Genomic DNA, 14,268 nt, shown 5'->3' on the forward strand with positions numbered 1-14,268 from the left:
AAATGTTTGACTTGCTCATTTTGCTTTTTTATAGTGTGTGCTCACTCAAAATTTACGTTGGCGCTTTGTTTTGTTCAGTTTTCAAAGAGCAATTTGTGTCACTCTGTTTCAGCGACTTTAATATCTTATCATGTTATTACTGTTTCGTCAATAACTTTTTTTAAAAAGTTTTTTAAACTCTTTTTAAAAGCTAATGTCTTGCAGCAACTTTTATAATATACCAGCGAATAAATTAATAGTCAATAGATTTTCAAAATATTATTCTTAATTTTTTTCTGTGTTTTGTTTTTCTCTCACATACGCTAGACATTCTCTTTCCGTCCCCATTCTTTTAAACAGATTGAATAGGATCTTATACTTCTCATTGATAGCCCTTTTCACTACATGGTCAATCCTCCCATCTTGTAAATCGAATAAAATTTCATCCATCTCTCTTTTAAGGAGATACATCAATTCCTCCTTTTCCTTTTCATTGATTAGAAGACCCAGCATATATCTAACACCTCCACAAACCATCTTTCCCCACTCTCCCCATTTATATAAAGTTTCATATTATATTTTTTTGCATATCTCTACAATGCGCGCATAAATATGTGACAAGAGCATTTGGACAAGGGGATGGGTGAATGAAATTCTTCATGGTGCTTCAGGCAAAAAACATTAAACAGTATTCGTTAATTATACTTACGGCTTTATTCACCGCTTGGTTTCTTTTCGTGCAAAATATCATACATGCCCCAGTTTTCTCTACAGAGGATGGGCCAAAAGCCGTTTATAAAGGGGATAAGAATATTGCTATCACATTCAATATTGGCTGGGGGGATGAGAAAGCCGCTCCTATATTAGAAACATTAAAGAGGGAAAAAATTAAATCGGCCACCTTTTTTCTTTCAGGTTCTTGGGCTGAACGCCACCCAGACATGGTAGCCACCATTGAAAAAGAAGGATATGAAATAGGAATCCTAGGTTATGACTATAAAGATTACTCCGATCTCAAAGATCAGGAAATCATCCGGGATATTTCCAAAGCGCAGGAAGTATTCAAAAAGCTAAATGTTAAAAATATCGAGCTTTTACGTGCGCCCACCGGTCACTTCGATAAGCGACTTCTTAAAATCAGTGAGAATTTCGGTTATACCGTGGTCCATTGGAGCATAGATTCAAAAGATTGGACCAATCCAGGCGTTGAACAGATCGTCCAAAATGTTAACAAAGCCCATAAAGGGGATATCATCTTATTGCATGCCTCGGATTCTGCAAAACAAACGAATAAGGCATTGCCTGATTTAATAAAGGAACTTCGTGCAAAAGACCTGAATTTCGTTAATGTTTCAGAGATGATTTCTAATTCTTCAGCAAGAAGTGAGGAAATTAAGTAATCGACTAAGCACAATTTAAGAACATAAAAAACCTGACCATAGGATAGTCAGGTTTTTTTATGTCGGCAAGCATCTCCGCTTTCAGCGATTTTACTTACCTCCTATTCCATCAGTATTAAAATTCTTCTTAGGGACTTGCATCCTCGCTTTTTTGCCTGCCAACTCCTTTTGGGATTGATTGATCAATTTGTTTAAAATCATTAATTGATAGGCATTACAGACAAGCAGGGGAAATAACATAAAATAGAGCCATCCGTCATCATTGGTCCTTAAGACTGGCACCCACTCCAATACTGTCGCCACCACCATGAAGAACAATGCAGGAATAAAAGCTTGTCTATTCGTTTGCTTCATTTTAAAATAGGCCGTCACCAACCCGATCAACAGTACTACCACAGCTGATGAGATATATGAGCCAAGCCCCTCACCGGATTCAAACTTAATATACCGTAAATAGACTAAATCAAATAAAACAAAGATAATCAGTACAATTTGCACCGCATTCCACAAGTACACACTTTTAAAAATTCCCAGACCGAAACGATGTATCGTTAAATAAGCAAAAAAGCCAGCTTGGCTTATTACACTGAAAATCAATCCCACTCCAAACAACCAAACAAACGTTGAAAGTATGGATGTAATTTCTAACGATGTGAAATACGATTCAAACTCACTCCACCGGGCTATAAATCCCACAACTCCGCCCGTTACTCCACCTATAAGTAATGTTGTCATAAACAATCGAACTAAATTACGGCTGTTCATCCTTTTCCTCCATACATTTCTATTTCTTTCATTAATTGTACCAACCATATTTGGAAAAATCCACTTATTATACCAATGGATAATATCCTGCAAAGAAACCATATTAACAGTATGGAAGATTAAAGAGGGGGGCTCTACGTATGAAAATGGGGTTTACTTTGTTCCTTGCTTCATTCTTGTTCTTTTGTACGGGCTGTTCGCAGAATGGAACGAGTGAAGGAAAAATGGATTATGAGGAAACAAAGAAGATGGTCGTCGATATCTTGAAAACAGATGAGGGAAAAAAAGCCATCCAGGATACCATTGCTGATGATAAAACAAAAACTGAACTTATTATGAACTCGGATATCATAAAAAAATCCATTGAAGAGACTGTTACCTCTGATAAAGGAAAGGAGTTCTGGAAAAAGGCCTTTAAAGATCCTGAATTCACCGCAGCCTACGCCAAAGCTCTAAAAGAAGAACACAAAAGGCTATTAAAAGACTTGATGAAAGACCCACAGTATCGAGGAATGCTAATAGAGGTCTTACAAGAACCCGATTTAGAAAAAGAAATGAACAAGTTACTGAAAACGAAAGAAATGAGAGCCGTATATAAGAAGACGATCATCGAGACGATGGAAGGCCCTCTCGTTCAAGCTAAAATGCAAGAAAGCTTAGACAAGGCCGCTACTAAGGCTACAGAAAAGGCGGAGAAATCCAAAACCGAGGATAAGTCAAAGGAATAAAAAAATAAAGGCTACTTCCAAATACGATGGGAAGTAGCCTTTATTTTTATTTCAATTTTTCAATGACTTTATTCGCAATATCTTCATAAATCTTACCTAATCTATGGTCAGCCGCATATATAGAAGGTGCGAAATCTTCTTCATTCCAATCTGGTTGTTGAAGAGGTAGTTGTCCTAAGACCTCTGTACGAAGTTCTTCTGCAAGCTTCGCCCCTCCACCTTTACCAAATACGAATTCCTTCTCACCAGTGGTCTTGCTTTCGAAATAAGACATATTTTCGATTACACCGATAACCTCATGTTCGGTTTTAATGGCCATGGCTCCTGCCCTTGCTGCCACAAAAGCCGCAGTCGGATGTGGAGTTGTGACGATGATTTCTTTACATGAAGGAAGCATCGTATGAACATCTAATGCGACATCTCCTGTACCAGGTGGTAAATCCAGTACCAAATAATCCAATTCGCCCCATTCCACTTCATTAAAGAAACTGTTTAACATTTTCCCGAGCATTGGCCCTCTCCATATAATAGGCGCGTTATCTTCCACAAAGAAGCCCATCGAAATAACCTGAACGCCAAAACGCTCGACAGGGATGATTCTCTCCCCGCGTACGACGGGTCTTTTTGTGATCCCCATCATATCCGGTACACTGAACCCATATATATCAGCATCAACCAGTCCAACCTTTTTACCAAGACGAGCAAGGGATGTGGCTAAGTTAACCGAAATCGTGGATTTACCCACTCCACCTTTACCACTTGCGATGGCGATGAATTGTGTTTTGTTATTTGGTCCAAGCAACCCTAAGTCTTTCTCTTCCTCAGGCATACTGTCACGATGTTTAACCAATTCTTCTTCCGATAGTTCTGCGAAACGTATTCCTACCGAATCCGCCCCGTTCCCTTTCAAGAGACCGACAACTTCTGTTTGCATTTCCATTTGCTCGGCAGTTCCTGTCTTTGCGATAGCAAGCTTAACGCTCACATGACTTTTCTCAGGCTTTATTTTTATTTCTAAAATTCCATTTGTTTCTTCAAGGCTTTTATGTAGAAAAGGGTCCTTAAGATCCTTTAATAAATTTAGTACTTTCTCTTCAGTTAACAAGTCGAGCACCCCTTTGTATTCGTTTTCTTTTCCCAATTGTAGTATAACATAATCCGGAAATAAAGCTTATTATCTGCACCAGGGGGTTAACCCCTTTTTCACCATAACAAAAAGGCCTTGTACACCCACCAAGACCTTACAAGGTGTCAATCCGGTTCCGATAGCTTCTCCTCAGTGAAATACCGCAGAATACCCATATATATCGAACTTGCAATCTTCTCTTGGTATTTATCACTCATTAACCTTTCGCGCTCCTCGGTATTAGAGAGGAAACCAATCTCCACCAACGCCCCAGGTTTCTTGGCATAATTCATCAAATATACATGGTTGATCGTTTTTGCATCCCGTGTTGTATTTTCTAAGTTTCTTATAATTTCGGTCTGGATAAACTTGGCCACCTGTTTATTTTCCTCGAACCGGTTTGTATAAAAAGTTTGAGCCCCTTTTGAGGAGGCAGATGGAAATGCGTTCAGGTGGATGGTTAAAAATAAGTCCGCTTCCGAATCATTGATCATTTCAACCCGGTTCCTGAGATCTTCCTGTTTTCGTTTACGGATCCCTTGTGTATCTTCCGTTGCCAAATCCACATCTTTTTCCCGTGTCAACATAACAAGGGCACCTTGTTCCTGCAAATAGTCCCTTACCTTTAGCGTAACCGAAAGCGCAATTTCTTTTTCCATTACATCCTGAACATTCGCCCCTCCGTCCATCCCCCCATGACCCGCATCCAGAATGATGACCTTACCCGTCAACGGAAGGTTCCAAGACTCCCAAGAATCATCTTCAACGAATTTGAAAGTCACAATCAAAAAAAGGACAAACAATCCGATAGAGATCCCTGTATATTTCAGTTTTCTACGCATCACCGTTCTCCTCCCACAAGTCCCTTTATCTATAAAATATGGGACAACCCACGGAAAAAGAACTGATACTTTTCAGGGATCTCCTTCAGCTTAATGAAGCTTCATCTTATAACGCTTTTCACCCGTCTTAAACCCATCCTTCCACCATTCTCCTACAAACCCTTCACAGCAATAAAATACCCCTTCATCAATAGCATTGCTTACCGTGACTTCACGCCAATATAAGATGAAATTGAAGAGAGTATCGATCAAAAACTTTTCTTCCCTTTTGCACCGGGCCCTCACATCATCTTCCGACTCTCCGTAATACCCAAATTTGCTATAGTTTGCCCCTAATAGATACGCCTCTATAGCCACATCAAAGTACCCCTCTTCCAGAACGTCCAGGTATTCCTCGCCAAAGTACCGTTTTATCCTCCCCCTCATATCCTCGATTGATAGCTCCCTAAGTAACCTACGTTCAAACTTCAACTGCCGTTCTCGTTGCATCTCCTGCAAACCTATAACCACACTCATCCATTCACCTCCGGGGTCAGACCCCATTTCCCAAATTATTTCCCATGATGCCATTAGTTTTTGATGTAACACCCTGAACGATTCATTGATTCCTTTGGAAATATTTAATGAGAGTAATCCTTAGTCGGCAAGATAACAAAAAAAGCTCCAGCCACATAAGAGTGGCTGGAGCTTTTTGAAGTTCCAAACGATTAACGTTTTGAGAACTGAGGTGCACGACGTGCGCCTTTAAGACCGTATTTTTTACGTTCTTTCATACGTGGGTCACGTGTTAGTAATCCAGCAGTTTTAAGAGCTGGACGGAATTCTGGGTCTACATGAAGCAATGCACGAGCGATACCGTGACGGATTGCTCCAGCTTGTCCAGTGTATCCACCACCGCTAACGTTTACAAGAACGTCGTAATTTCCAGTAGTTTCTGTAGCAACTAGTGGTTGGTTTACAACTTCACGTAATGCTGCGAAAGGAATATATTCATTAATGTCACGACCGTTGATAACGATGCGACCTTCGCCTGGTACTAAACGTACACGAGCTACTGAGCTCTTACGGCGACCAGTACCATAATATTGAACTTGTGCCAAGATAGTAACCTCCTTAGTAATTATCCGCGTAATTCGTAAACTTCTGGTTGTTGAGCAGCGTGTGGGTGCTCAGCTCCAGCGTATACGTGTAATTTTTTGTAGATTTGACGACCAAGAGAATTCTTTGGAAGCATACCTTTGATAGCAAGTTCAAGCATTCTCTCAGGGTAGTTTGTACGCATCTCAAGAGCAGTTCTAGTTTTAAGACCGCCTGGGTGCATAGTGTGACGGTAATAAATTTTGTCAGTCAATTTTTTACCAGTCAAGTGGATTTTTTCTACATTGATTAAGATTACATGATCACCAGTGTCGATGTTCGGTGTAAAAGTTGGTTTATGTTTACCACGTAAGATGGATGCTACTTCAGTAGAAAGGCGACCTAAAGTTTTGCCTTCAGCGTCAATCACATACCATTTACGTTCTACTTCATTAGCTTTCGCCATAAATGTCGTACGCATGGTTAACCTCCTAAAAAACTTTTAATTTTTTATATTTATTTTCAATCACAATAAACTTCCGGGGCTTATCGTGGGATTAAAATACATACCATATTATATTAACTTCTCCCAGTTTCATTGTCAAGCGAATGTTACACTAGGATAAGTTGTCTTAAAAAAAGAATCGATCACTCCACGAAAAGATTCTACATGACGTTAGGCCATAACCATAGCGCCATTCACGGATTCAAGTCTTTTCATTACTTGTAAAAAACTTGGTTTGGCACGAAAAAAATTATTTGTAAAATACTTTCCATAAATACAATCCATGTCCGGGTGCTGTTTTACCTGCGAAGCTGCGATCCTTTTTGTTCAAAATATCTATCATTTCCCGAGGTGCTATTTTCCCGCTGCCGACTTCAAGCAGCGTTCCGACCAAGATACGAACCATATTATACAAGAATCCTTCTCCAACGAAGCGAAAAACTAAAAATCCATCAGTCTCTTGGAAATCAATCACCTGAATGGTCCTTACTTTATCCACCACTTCCGTCTTCGCCGAACAAAAACTTGTAAAATCATGGGTTCCCACTAAATACGAAATGGCTTCGGTCATTGCACCCTCATCTATTGGATAAGGGTAATGATAGGCGTAATTGCGTTGAAATGGATTTCTTAGGGTAGAGCGGTCAATGATATACCGGTATTCCTTGCCTGTTGTGTGGAATCGTGCATGGAAATCATCAGGAACGACCTCAACTTCCAACACAATGATATCATCTGGAAGAAGGGCACTGAATGCCTTCACCCAATTATCCGTAGGAAAGACAAGAGGCGAATCGAAGTGAAGAACCTGCCCCTTGGCATGAACCCCTGAATCTGTCCTTCCCGAAGCAGTCACTTTGACAACTGTCCCCTTGTGGATTTGGGCTAATACCGCCTCGAATTCACGTTGTATCGTTCTTTTCTCTGGCTGTACCTGATAACCAGCAAATTCCGTACCATCATAGGCGATTACACATTTATACTTTGGCATTTACTCTTACCTCTTATGAACGTAATATGAATAACATGACTGTAAGTACAGCCATTGATACCATTAACAGGCTATCACTGATTTTCCAATTTAATTGCCGGTATTTCGTACGGCCCTCCCCGCCACGGTATCCCCTGGATTCCATGGCAGTTGCTAACTCTTCCGCCCGTTTGAAGGAACTGACAAACAAAGGGACCAGTAATGGCACAATGGACTTAACTCGATCCTTAATGGGACCTGAAGAGAAATCCACCCCTCTTGCTGTTTGTGCCTTCATGATTTTGTCCGTTTCTTCCATAAGTGTCGGGATAAACCGAAGGGCAATCGACATCATCAATGCCAACTCATGAACGGGCATTTTCCACTTCTTAAGAGGTCCTAAAAGTTCCTCCATTCCATCCGTTATGGAGATAGGGGTAGTTGTCAAAGTTAGGAGCGACGTAACCAATATCAATAACGTGAATCTTACAGATATGAATAAGCCCTGAATTAAACCGCCTTCGTATATCTCTATCCACCCAAATTCGTAGAGTAATTCCCCTTCCTTCGTAAAAAAGATATGGAGAAGGAAGGTGAAGATGATTAAGAATAGAATAGGTTTTAAACCATTATAAAGATAACGAAGCGGAATCTTGGATAAGGCAATCAGCAATACTGTGAATGCTGCAAGAAGGGCGTAAGAAACTACATTATTCGCCAAAAAAATCACGCAGACAAAAAGGAACACCAGCAATAGCTTTGCCCTCGGATCCATTTTATGCACCACAGAGTCAGCAGGGACATATCGCCCGATAATCATTTTATCAAGCATCAGCGGTTCCCCCGTTTCATGGCTTTATCAATTTCTATCGCCAAATCCTCGATGTTGAGACAGGGATGATCAAAGCGAACACCCAACTCTTTCTGAAGTTTAAGTTGAAAGCGAACCGTGTCCGGCACATCTAATCCCAACTCAATCAATTGTTCCGGTTGAGAAAAGATCTCTTGAGGCGTTCCTTTCCGAAAAACGGTCCCCTGATGCATAATGATGATATCGTCCGCGTACTTAGCGGCATCTTCCATACTATGGGTCACCAATATAGTCGATAAGCCTCTCACTTTATGCAATTGATAGAACATATCCATGATTTCTTTCCTACCACGCGGGTCAAGCCCAGCCGTCGGCTCATCTAATACTAATACTTCAGGTTCCATCGCTAAGACACCAGCAATCGCCACTCGACGCATTTGTCCACCGGATAAATCGAAAGGAGACTTATCAAGGATATCTTCACTAAGGCCTACCTGAACGATGGCCTTTTTGGCCAGTTCTTTAGCCTCTGCTTCAGAGACTCCAAAATTCATCGGCCCAAAACATATATCCTTCTCGACCGTTTCATCAAAAAGTTGATGTTCGGGAAACTGAAAGACTATCCCTACTTTTTTTCTAATTGGTCTCAAAAGCTTTTCTTTTCTTCCAGCTTCTATCGTACGGTCGCCAATGATGACCTGCCCCTTAGTCGGTTTCAGGAGAGCATTTAGATGCTGCAGTAGCGTGGATTTACCTGAACCCGTATGACCGATGATTGCTGTATACGTCCCCGATTCCATCGATATATTGACATCATGAAGGGCCAAATGTTCAAATGGAGTATTCACCTGGTAGCGGTACTCTACATCATCGAGTGTAATTCGCATAAATCCTTCACCAACTCTTCCTCTGTCAAATGCCCATTCACGACACGGATGCCATTTTTCTGCAGTTCTTTGCTTAGTTTCACCGAAAAAGGTATATCCAGTCCAAGCGCAATCAATTCATCCTCTAGTTTAAAGATGTCCTCTGGAGTCCCTTCACGGAATAACCGGCCTTGATTCATGACTATCATCCTGTCAGCTTTCGCAGCTTCCTCAAGGTCATGGGTAATGGATATGACGGTAATCTCATTTTCCTGCTTTAATTGTCTAACCGTTTCAAGCACTTCTTCACGGCCTCTTGGGTCAAGCATGGAAGTTGCCTCATCTAAAATGATTATATCTGGTTGCAAGGCAATAACACCGGCTATAGCCACTCTCTGCTTTTGTCCGCCGGATAGATGGTGCGGCTCTTGATTAAGAAAGGCATTCATTTTAACCTTATTTAGTGCACCATGAACACGCTCCACCATAACCTGCTGAGAAACACCGGCGTTTTCTAAACCAAAAGCCACATCATCCTGAACTGTAGTGCCTACAAACTGATTATCGGGATTTTGAAAAACCATACCAATCTTTTTTCGTACGTCCCAAACTGTTTCTTCTGTCAATGTTTGATCATTAATCAAAATTGCACCTGAGTGGGCGAACTGAAGTCCATTCAACAATTTCGCTAAAGTCGACTTGCCGGAACCGTTATGACCAACAATTGCAAGCCACTCCCCTTGATAAATATCAAAAGAAACATCATCTAAGGCGTTTCGAGACTGCCCCTCATATTTGAATATAATATTATTTAAAGAAACCAGCTTCTTACTCATGTGGCCCTCCTCATCCTCGACTGCACTCATCTTACTAACTCGGCTCAATACTAAAAACATCAATGAACTAGCTATATTTATTTCTGAACATATAAAAAAACGCTGCACCCCTTCCACCGAAAGAATTTTCGGTAAATTAAGAGCAGCTTAGAGCAGTCCTGTTACGAAAAACAGGTTATCTTATTGAATCGCTTATCAAAAGCGGGAAGGGATGCTTGAGCTAGACGTGAAGGCTCCCTTATATAAGGTTTCGCCAGCCATCGTAACACTCAATGCGAATTTCTAACATACAGAATTAAAAATAAAAAAAGAAAAAGGGCAAAGAACAAGTGAGTATATTCCTTTGTCCTGCCCTTTTTCATCGTTGTTATTAAACTAATTCAATAACCACGACTGGTGCACCGTCACCGCGGCGTGGACCAACTTTCATGATACGAGTGTATCCGCCTTGACGTTCTTCATAACGTGGAGCAACGTCACTGAATAGCTTTTGAAGGGCATCAGTGCCTTTCTCAGCGTCAGCGATTTCGTTACGGATGAAAGATGCAGCTTGACGGCGTGCATGCAAGTCACCACGTTTACCAAGAGTGATCATTTTATCTACTACAGAACGTAATTCTTTAGCACGTGCTTCAGTAGTTTCGATGCGCTCATGGATAATAAGATCCGTAGCTAAATCACGAAGTAATGCTTTACGTTGTGCGCTAGTGCGTCCTAACTTTCTGTAACCCATTAGAGATTCCCTCCTTTGTTGAAGTTCTATATTGTGTGTCTAGTACAAGGCTCACAACATAATGGATGATTCCGCCATGTTATCAGTCGTCTTTACGAAGACCTAAGCCTAATTCTTCTAGTTTCGCTTTCACTTCTTCATGTGATTTACGACCTAGATTACGAACTTTCATCATATCTTCTTCCGTTTTATGAGCAAGCTCTTGAACGGTATTGATTCCAGCACGTTTCAAGCAATTATAAGAGCGAACAGAAAGATCCAATTCTTCGATAGTCATCTCAAGAACTTTCTCTTTTTGGTCTTCTTCTTTTTCAACCATGATTTCTGCATTTTGAGCTTCATCAGTTAACCCAACAAAGATATTTAAATGCTCTGTTAAAATCTTAGCTCCAAGTGCTACCGCTTCTTGCGGACCCGTACTGCCATCAGTCCAAACATCGAACGTTAACTTGTCAAAGTTAGACAACTGTCCTACACGTGTATTTTCCACTTGGAAAGCTACGCGTGAAACTGGAGTGTAAAGAGCATCAATTGGAATTACACCAATAGGTTGATCTTCTCTCTTGTTTTGAACAGCAGGAGTGTAGCCGCGGCCGCGACGTGCAGATAAGCGCATGCGCATATGACCGTTTTTACCGATTGTAGCAATATATAAATCCGGGTTAAGAATTTCTACATCACTATCATGAGTGATATCAGCAGCCGTAATGACTCCTTCACCCGAAACGTCAATTTCTAGCGTCTTTTCCTCATCGGAATAAATCTTTAGAGCTAGCTTTTTCACATTAAGGATGATTGAAGTTACATCTTCTACGACGCCTTCAATAGTTGAGAACTCATGTAGCACTCCATCAATTTGTATAGCTGTGACAGCAGCACCTGGGAGTGAGGATAATAGGATACGACGTAAGGAGTTACCCAATGTTGTACCATACCCACGCTCTAGTGGCTCTACGACGAATTTACCGAATTTGGCATCGTCGTTGATTTCAACCGTTTCGATTTTTGGTTTTTCTATTTCGATCATCAACAAACCCTCCTTCAAAACGTCAAAACCCCGGTAAGTAAGCTTGTCACTTAACCGAAATTCCCCATGTATACGTTCCCGCTGTGCGCAACAACTGAAAAATTAATCTTCTGTAAGAACGCAAACTCAGTATTATATCCCATTATTGACAGGAATACAAAATCTATACAGAAAAATTAAACACGGCGACGTTTTGGCGGACGACATCCGTTATGTGGTACTGGAGTTACATCTTTAATTGCAGTTACTTCTAGTCCAGCAGCTTGAAGTGCACGAATAGCAGCTTCACGTCCTGCACCTGGTCCTTTAACTGTAACTTCAAGAGTTTTCATACCATGTTCAATAGATGTTTTAGCAGCAGTTTCTGCAGCCATTTGTGCAGCGAAAGGAGTAGATTTACGAGATCCACGGAATCCTAATGCTCCAGCACTTGACCAAGAAATAGCATTACCATGTGCATCAGTGATAGTAACGATAGTGTTGTTGAATGTTGAACGAATATGTGCAATACCAGTTTCTATATTCTTTTTCACACGACGTTTACGTGTATTAGTTTTGCGTGCCATGAAAAGTAACCTCCTTTACTAATTATTTTTTCTTGTTAGCTACTGTACGACGAGGTCCTTTACGCGTACGTGCATTGTTTTTTGTGTTTTGTCCACGAACAGGAAGACCACGACGGTGACGTAAACCACGGTATGAACCGATTTCCATTAAACGTTTGATGTTAAGGGAAATTTCACGACGTAGATCGCCTTCTACTTTTAACTTGTCAATGATATCACGAATTTTGTTTAATTCGTCTTCCGTTAAATCACGAACGCGAGTTTCTTCAGAGATACCAGCTTCTGCAAGAATTTTAATCGCTGTTTGTTTTCCAATACCATATATATATGTTAATGAGATAACAATTCGTTTGTCACGGGGAATATCTACTCCAGCAATACGTGCCATGCTTGAGTGCACCTCCTTCTATTTAGCCTTGTTTTTGTTTATGTTTAGGGTTTTCGCAAATAACCATAACTTTACCTTTTCTGCGGATAACTTTACACTTTTCGCAGATTGGTTTGACTGATGGTCTGACTTTCATTGCTATCTAACCTCCTTATACAGATCGGAGCGTAACCGGAATTATTTAAACCGGTATGTGATTCTGCCGCGAGTTAGATCATACGGGGAAAGCTCAACCGTAACTTTATCTCCAGGCAAAATGCGAATAAAGTGCATACGAATTTTACCGGATACATGAGCTAAAACAGTATGACCATTTTCTAATTCTACCTTAAACATTGCATTTGGCAAAGTCTCTTGTACTGTGCCTTCTACTTCAATTACATCGTCTTTCGCCATTAAAGTGATTCTCCCTTCTCTATGCGTGAACCTATTACAGGTACACATCTTTCCGTCAACTTTACTCCAGTCCAATTATCCTCAAAAGTCTTACAATTCTGCATCAAGTATTCACCATTTTTGTAGAACCAGGCTTTAACTGAGGACCTTATCAGCTGGACCGAAATGAGGATTTTATGGGTCCTCATGTAAGTCTTGACCGATTCCGTGACCGACATACTCTCAAAAAAAGAGAAGCAATTAGTCTCGACATAGGCTTGAATAGCATGGGAGATGTTTGAAAGGCGCACGCCTGGCATAGCTACTTTCTACCCTCTATATCACGACTCTTTAGGAAATCTACTAGAGTCGTTGCATTTCTTCAACAATTTTGCCGACCGGATATGTCCATGAAGATTACTTAAAACGTAATCGCCCAATTCAGGGAATACCAAGTGCAAGAACCTGATCGATAAATGTGTAAATGCCGTTGCGAAATCCATTATACCCTTTGTATGAAAGGAATGCACCATATTTAAACAGGAAGTTTTAAAATGGCAGGATTTCATAAATTATCAAGAATGATTATTTTTGCAATGGATCAAGTAGCACATCAATGTTTTCAAATACCTTATTAATATCTTGCTGTCCATTAATGTCGACCAAGTACCCTTTTTCTCCGTAGAAATCAAGAAGTGGCTTAGTTTGTTTCAAATTCACATCTAAGCGATTTTGAACCGTTTCTTCATTATCGTCAGCACGTTGATATAAGTCTCCGCCGCAACGGTCACATACATCTTCTTTTGTTGGAGGATTGAAAACAAGGTGATATGTCGAACCACAAGATTTGCAAATGCGACGACCTGTCAATCTTTCCATTAAGATGCTTTTATCAACATTGATATTAATTACAAAATTAATTTTTCGATCTAAATCAGCAAGAATGTTTTCAAGAGCTTCTGCTTGTGCCACAGTACGTGGGAAACCATCAAGTAGAAATCCTTTTACACAATCTTCCTTGCTTAAACGCTCACGAACAATGCCGATGGTTACTTCATCAGGAACCAATTCGCCCTTATCCATGAATGATTTAGCCTTTAGACCTAATTCTGTTCCATCTTTGATAGCTGTTCGGAACATATCTCCAGTAGAAATATGAGGGATGTTATATTTTTCTACGATTTTTTCGGCTTGAGTACCTTTACCAGCACCCGGTAGCCCCATTAAAACTAGATTCAATGTTCTTCCCCCTCAAACTCTATAATGGGTAAAGG

20 protein-coding genes are annotated in these 14,268 nt (G+C 40.5%); 2 read left to right on the top strand and 18 right to left on the bottom strand.

The features are described from left to right. Window positions 1-264: 264 nt before the first annotated feature. On the bottom strand, window positions 265-492 hold the full coding sequence (locus tag ACIQXQ_RS19175; protein WP_402875656.1) for a hypothetical protein: 228 nt from the start codon (window positions 490-492) through the stop codon (window positions 265-267). A gap of 134 nt (window positions 493-626) precedes the next feature. Between ACIQXQ_RS19175 and pdaB the strand changes: the two genes are divergently transcribed. Continuing rightward, on the top strand, window positions 627-1,379 hold the full coding sequence (gene pdaB / locus ACIQXQ_RS19180; RefSeq protein ID WP_402875658.1) for a polysaccharide deacetylase family sporulation protein PdaB: 753 nt from the start codon (window positions 627-629) through the stop codon (window positions 1,377-1,379). A 90-nt stretch (window positions 1,380-1,469) separates the two neighbouring features. Here the strand turns inward: pdaB and ACIQXQ_RS19185 are convergent, their stop codons facing one another. Continuing rightward, window positions 1,470-2,144 (bottom strand): KinB-signaling pathway activation protein, encoded by a 675-nt coding sequence (locus tag ACIQXQ_RS19185; protein ID WP_402875660.1) that lies wholly within the window; start codon window positions 2,142-2,144, stop codon window positions 1,470-1,472. A gap of 140 nt (window positions 2,145-2,284) precedes the next feature. Between ACIQXQ_RS19185 and gerD the strand changes: the two genes are divergently transcribed. Continuing rightward, a complete protein-coding gene (gene gerD / locus ACIQXQ_RS19190; RefSeq protein ID WP_402959569.1) occupies window positions 2,285-2,872 on the top strand; it encodes a spore germination lipoprotein GerD in 588 nt (195 codons plus the stop codon). 46 nt (window positions 2,873-2,918) lie between these two features. Here the strand turns inward: gerD and ACIQXQ_RS19195 are convergent, their stop codons facing one another. The 16 genes from ACIQXQ_RS19195 to ACIQXQ_RS19270 form a co-directional block, all read right to left on the bottom strand. Next, a complete protein-coding gene (locus ACIQXQ_RS19195) occupies window positions 2,919-3,977 on the bottom strand; it encodes a P-loop NTPase (RefSeq protein WP_402959571.1) in 1,059 nt (352 codons plus the stop codon). Between the two features lie 146 nt (window positions 3,978-4,123). Further along, window positions 4,124-4,840, bottom strand: coding sequence for an N-acetylmuramoyl-L-alanine amidase CwlD (cwlD, locus tag ACIQXQ_RS19200; protein WP_402875666.1), 717 nt, complete (start codon window positions 4,838-4,840; stop codon window positions 4,124-4,126). A 90-nt stretch (window positions 4,841-4,930) separates the two neighbouring features. Further along, window positions 4,931-5,356, bottom strand: coding sequence for a DUF2521 family protein (locus ACIQXQ_RS19205; protein WP_402959573.1), 426 nt, complete (start codon window positions 5,354-5,356; stop codon window positions 4,931-4,933). 191 nt (window positions 5,357-5,547) lie between these two features. Continuing rightward, complete coding sequence (gene rpsI, locus ACIQXQ_RS19210) at window positions 5,548-5,940, bottom strand: 30S ribosomal protein S9 (RefSeq protein ID WP_402875668.1); 393 nt, start codon at window positions 5,938-5,940, stop codon at window positions 5,548-5,550. A 20-nt stretch (window positions 5,941-5,960) separates the two neighbouring features. Then, complete coding sequence (gene rplM / locus ACIQXQ_RS19215) at window positions 5,961-6,398, bottom strand: 50S ribosomal protein L13 (RefSeq protein ID WP_034304960.1); 438 nt, start codon at window positions 6,396-6,398, stop codon at window positions 5,961-5,963. Window positions 6,399-6,672: 274 nt separating this feature from the next. Further along, window positions 6,673-7,413 (bottom strand): tRNA pseudouridine(38-40) synthase TruA, encoded by a 741-nt coding sequence (gene truA, locus ACIQXQ_RS19220; RefSeq protein ID WP_402959575.1) that lies wholly within the window; start codon window positions 7,411-7,413, stop codon window positions 6,673-6,675. A 13-nt stretch (window positions 7,414-7,426) separates the two neighbouring features. Continuing rightward, entirely contained in the window at window positions 7,427-8,224 is a 798-nt protein-coding gene (cbiQ, locus tag ACIQXQ_RS19225) for a cobalt ECF transporter T component CbiQ (protein ID WP_402875670.1), read from the bottom strand. Then, complete coding sequence (locus tag ACIQXQ_RS19230) at window positions 8,224-9,090, bottom strand: energy-coupling factor ABC transporter ATP-binding protein (protein WP_402875671.1); 867 nt, start codon at window positions 9,088-9,090, stop codon at window positions 8,224-8,226. Before ACIQXQ_RS19230 ends, cbiQ begins: the two co-directional genes overlap by 1 nt. Continuing rightward, window positions 9,066-9,905, bottom strand: a complete 840-nt coding sequence (locus ACIQXQ_RS19235) for an energy-coupling factor ABC transporter ATP-binding protein (protein ID WP_402875672.1) — start codon at window positions 9,903-9,905, stop codon at window positions 9,066-9,068. Before ACIQXQ_RS19235 ends, ACIQXQ_RS19230 begins: the two co-directional genes overlap by 25 nt. Before the next feature lie 370 nt (window positions 9,906-10,275). After that, window positions 10,276-10,638 carry a 50S ribosomal protein L17 gene (gene rplQ, locus ACIQXQ_RS19240; RefSeq protein WP_061440393.1) on the bottom strand — a complete coding sequence of 121 codons (363 nt, stop codon included), beginning with the start codon at window positions 10,636-10,638 and terminating at the stop codon, window positions 10,276-10,278. Window positions 10,639-10,720: 82 nt separating this feature from the next. Next, on the bottom strand, window positions 10,721-11,665 hold the full coding sequence (locus ACIQXQ_RS19245; protein ID WP_402959578.1) for a DNA-directed RNA polymerase subunit alpha: 945 nt from the start codon (window positions 11,663-11,665) through the stop codon (window positions 10,721-10,723). A 176-nt stretch (window positions 11,666-11,841) separates the two neighbouring features. Beyond that, complete coding sequence (gene rpsK, locus ACIQXQ_RS19250; RefSeq protein ID WP_040372575.1) at window positions 11,842-12,231, bottom strand: 30S ribosomal protein S11; 390 nt, start codon at window positions 12,229-12,231, stop codon at window positions 11,842-11,844. A gap of 22 nt (window positions 12,232-12,253) precedes the next feature. Beyond that, window positions 12,254-12,619 carry a 30S ribosomal protein S13 gene (gene rpsM, locus ACIQXQ_RS19255; RefSeq protein ID WP_063235804.1) on the bottom strand — a complete coding sequence of 122 codons (366 nt, stop codon included), beginning with the start codon at window positions 12,617-12,619 and terminating at the stop codon, window positions 12,254-12,256. A 22-nt stretch (window positions 12,620-12,641) separates the two neighbouring features. Further along, entirely contained in the window at window positions 12,642-12,755 is a 114-nt protein-coding gene (gene rpmJ / locus ACIQXQ_RS19260; RefSeq protein ID WP_003156543.1) for a 50S ribosomal protein L36, read from the bottom strand. Between the two features lie 41 nt (window positions 12,756-12,796). Next, window positions 12,797-13,015, bottom strand: a complete 219-nt coding sequence (gene infA / locus ACIQXQ_RS19265; protein ID WP_028390440.1) for a translation initiation factor IF-1 — start codon at window positions 13,013-13,015, stop codon at window positions 12,797-12,799. Between the two features lie 564 nt (window positions 13,016-13,579). Continuing rightward, the gene (locus ACIQXQ_RS19270; RefSeq protein ID WP_402875676.1) at window positions 13,580-14,233 is read right to left on the bottom strand and encodes an adenylate kinase; all 654 of its coding nucleotides are present in this window, start codon (window positions 14,231-14,233) and stop codon (window positions 13,580-13,582) included. Window positions 14,234-14,268: the final 35 nt, after the last annotated feature.

Origin of the sequence: Peribacillus sp. NPDC097198, from assembly GCF_044762055.1 — a bacterium.
GTDB lineage: Bacteria > Bacillota > Bacilli > Bacillales > DSM-1321 > Peribacillus.

Excerpts from the sequence above, each read along its gene's own strand:
- ACIQXQ_RS19230 (WP_402875671.1), bottom strand. The coding sequence starts at position 9,090 with ATGCGAATTACACTCGATGATGTAGAGTACCGCTACCAGGTGAATACT.
- rplM (WP_034304960.1), bottom strand. The coding sequence starts at position 6,398 with ATGCGTACGACATTTATGGCGAAAGCTAATGAAGTAGAACGTAAATGG.
- ACIQXQ_RS19185 (WP_402875660.1), bottom strand. The coding sequence starts at position 2,144 with ATGAACAGCCGTAATTTAGTTCGATTGTTTATGACAACATTACTTATA.
- cbiQ (WP_402875670.1), bottom strand. The coding sequence starts at position 8,224 with ATGCTTGATAAAATGATTATCGGGCGATATGTCCCTGCTGACTCTGTG.
- ACIQXQ_RS19235 (WP_402875672.1), bottom strand. The coding sequence starts at position 9,905 with ATGAGTAAGAAGCTGGTTTCTTTAAATAATATTATATTCAAATATGAG.
- gerD (WP_402959569.1), top strand. The coding sequence starts at position 2,285 with ATGAAAATGGGGTTTACTTTGTTCCTTGCTTCATTCTTGTTCTTTTGT.
- rplQ (WP_061440393.1), bottom strand. The coding sequence starts at position 10,638 with ATGGGTTACAGAAAGTTAGGACGCACTAGCGCACAACGTAAAGCATTA.
- truA (WP_402959575.1), bottom strand. The coding sequence starts at position 7,413 with ATGCCAAAGTATAAATGTGTAATCGCCTATGATGGTACGGAATTTGCT.
- rpmJ (WP_003156543.1), bottom strand. The coding sequence starts at position 12,755 with ATGAAAGTCAGACCATCAGTCAAACCAATCTGCGAAAAGTGTAAAGTT.
- pdaB (WP_402875658.1), top strand. The coding sequence starts at position 627 with ATGAAATTCTTCATGGTGCTTCAGGCAAAAAACATTAAACAGTATTCG.
- ACIQXQ_RS19205 (WP_402959573.1), bottom strand. The coding sequence starts at position 5,356 with ATGAGTGTGGTTATAGGTTTGCAGGAGATGCAACGAGAACGGCAGTTG.
- ACIQXQ_RS19245 (WP_402959578.1), bottom strand. The coding sequence starts at position 11,665 with ATGATCGAAATAGAAAAACCAAAAATCGAAACGGTTGAAATCAACGAC.
- ACIQXQ_RS19175 (WP_402875656.1), bottom strand. The coding sequence starts at position 492 with ATGCTGGGTCTTCTAATCAATGAAAAGGAAAAGGAGGAATTGATGTAT.
- cwlD (WP_402875666.1), bottom strand. The coding sequence starts at position 4,840 with ATGCGTAGAAAACTGAAATATACAGGGATCTCTATCGGATTGTTTGTC.
- rpsM (WP_063235804.1), bottom strand. The coding sequence starts at position 12,619 with ATGGCACGTATTGCTGGAGTAGATATTCCCCGTGACAAACGAATTGTT.
- rpsK (WP_040372575.1), bottom strand. The coding sequence starts at position 12,231 with ATGGCACGCAAAACTAATACACGTAAACGTCGTGTGAAAAAGAATATA.
- infA (WP_028390440.1), bottom strand. The coding sequence starts at position 13,015 with ATGGCGAAAGACGATGTAATTGAAGTAGAAGGCACAGTACAAGAGACT.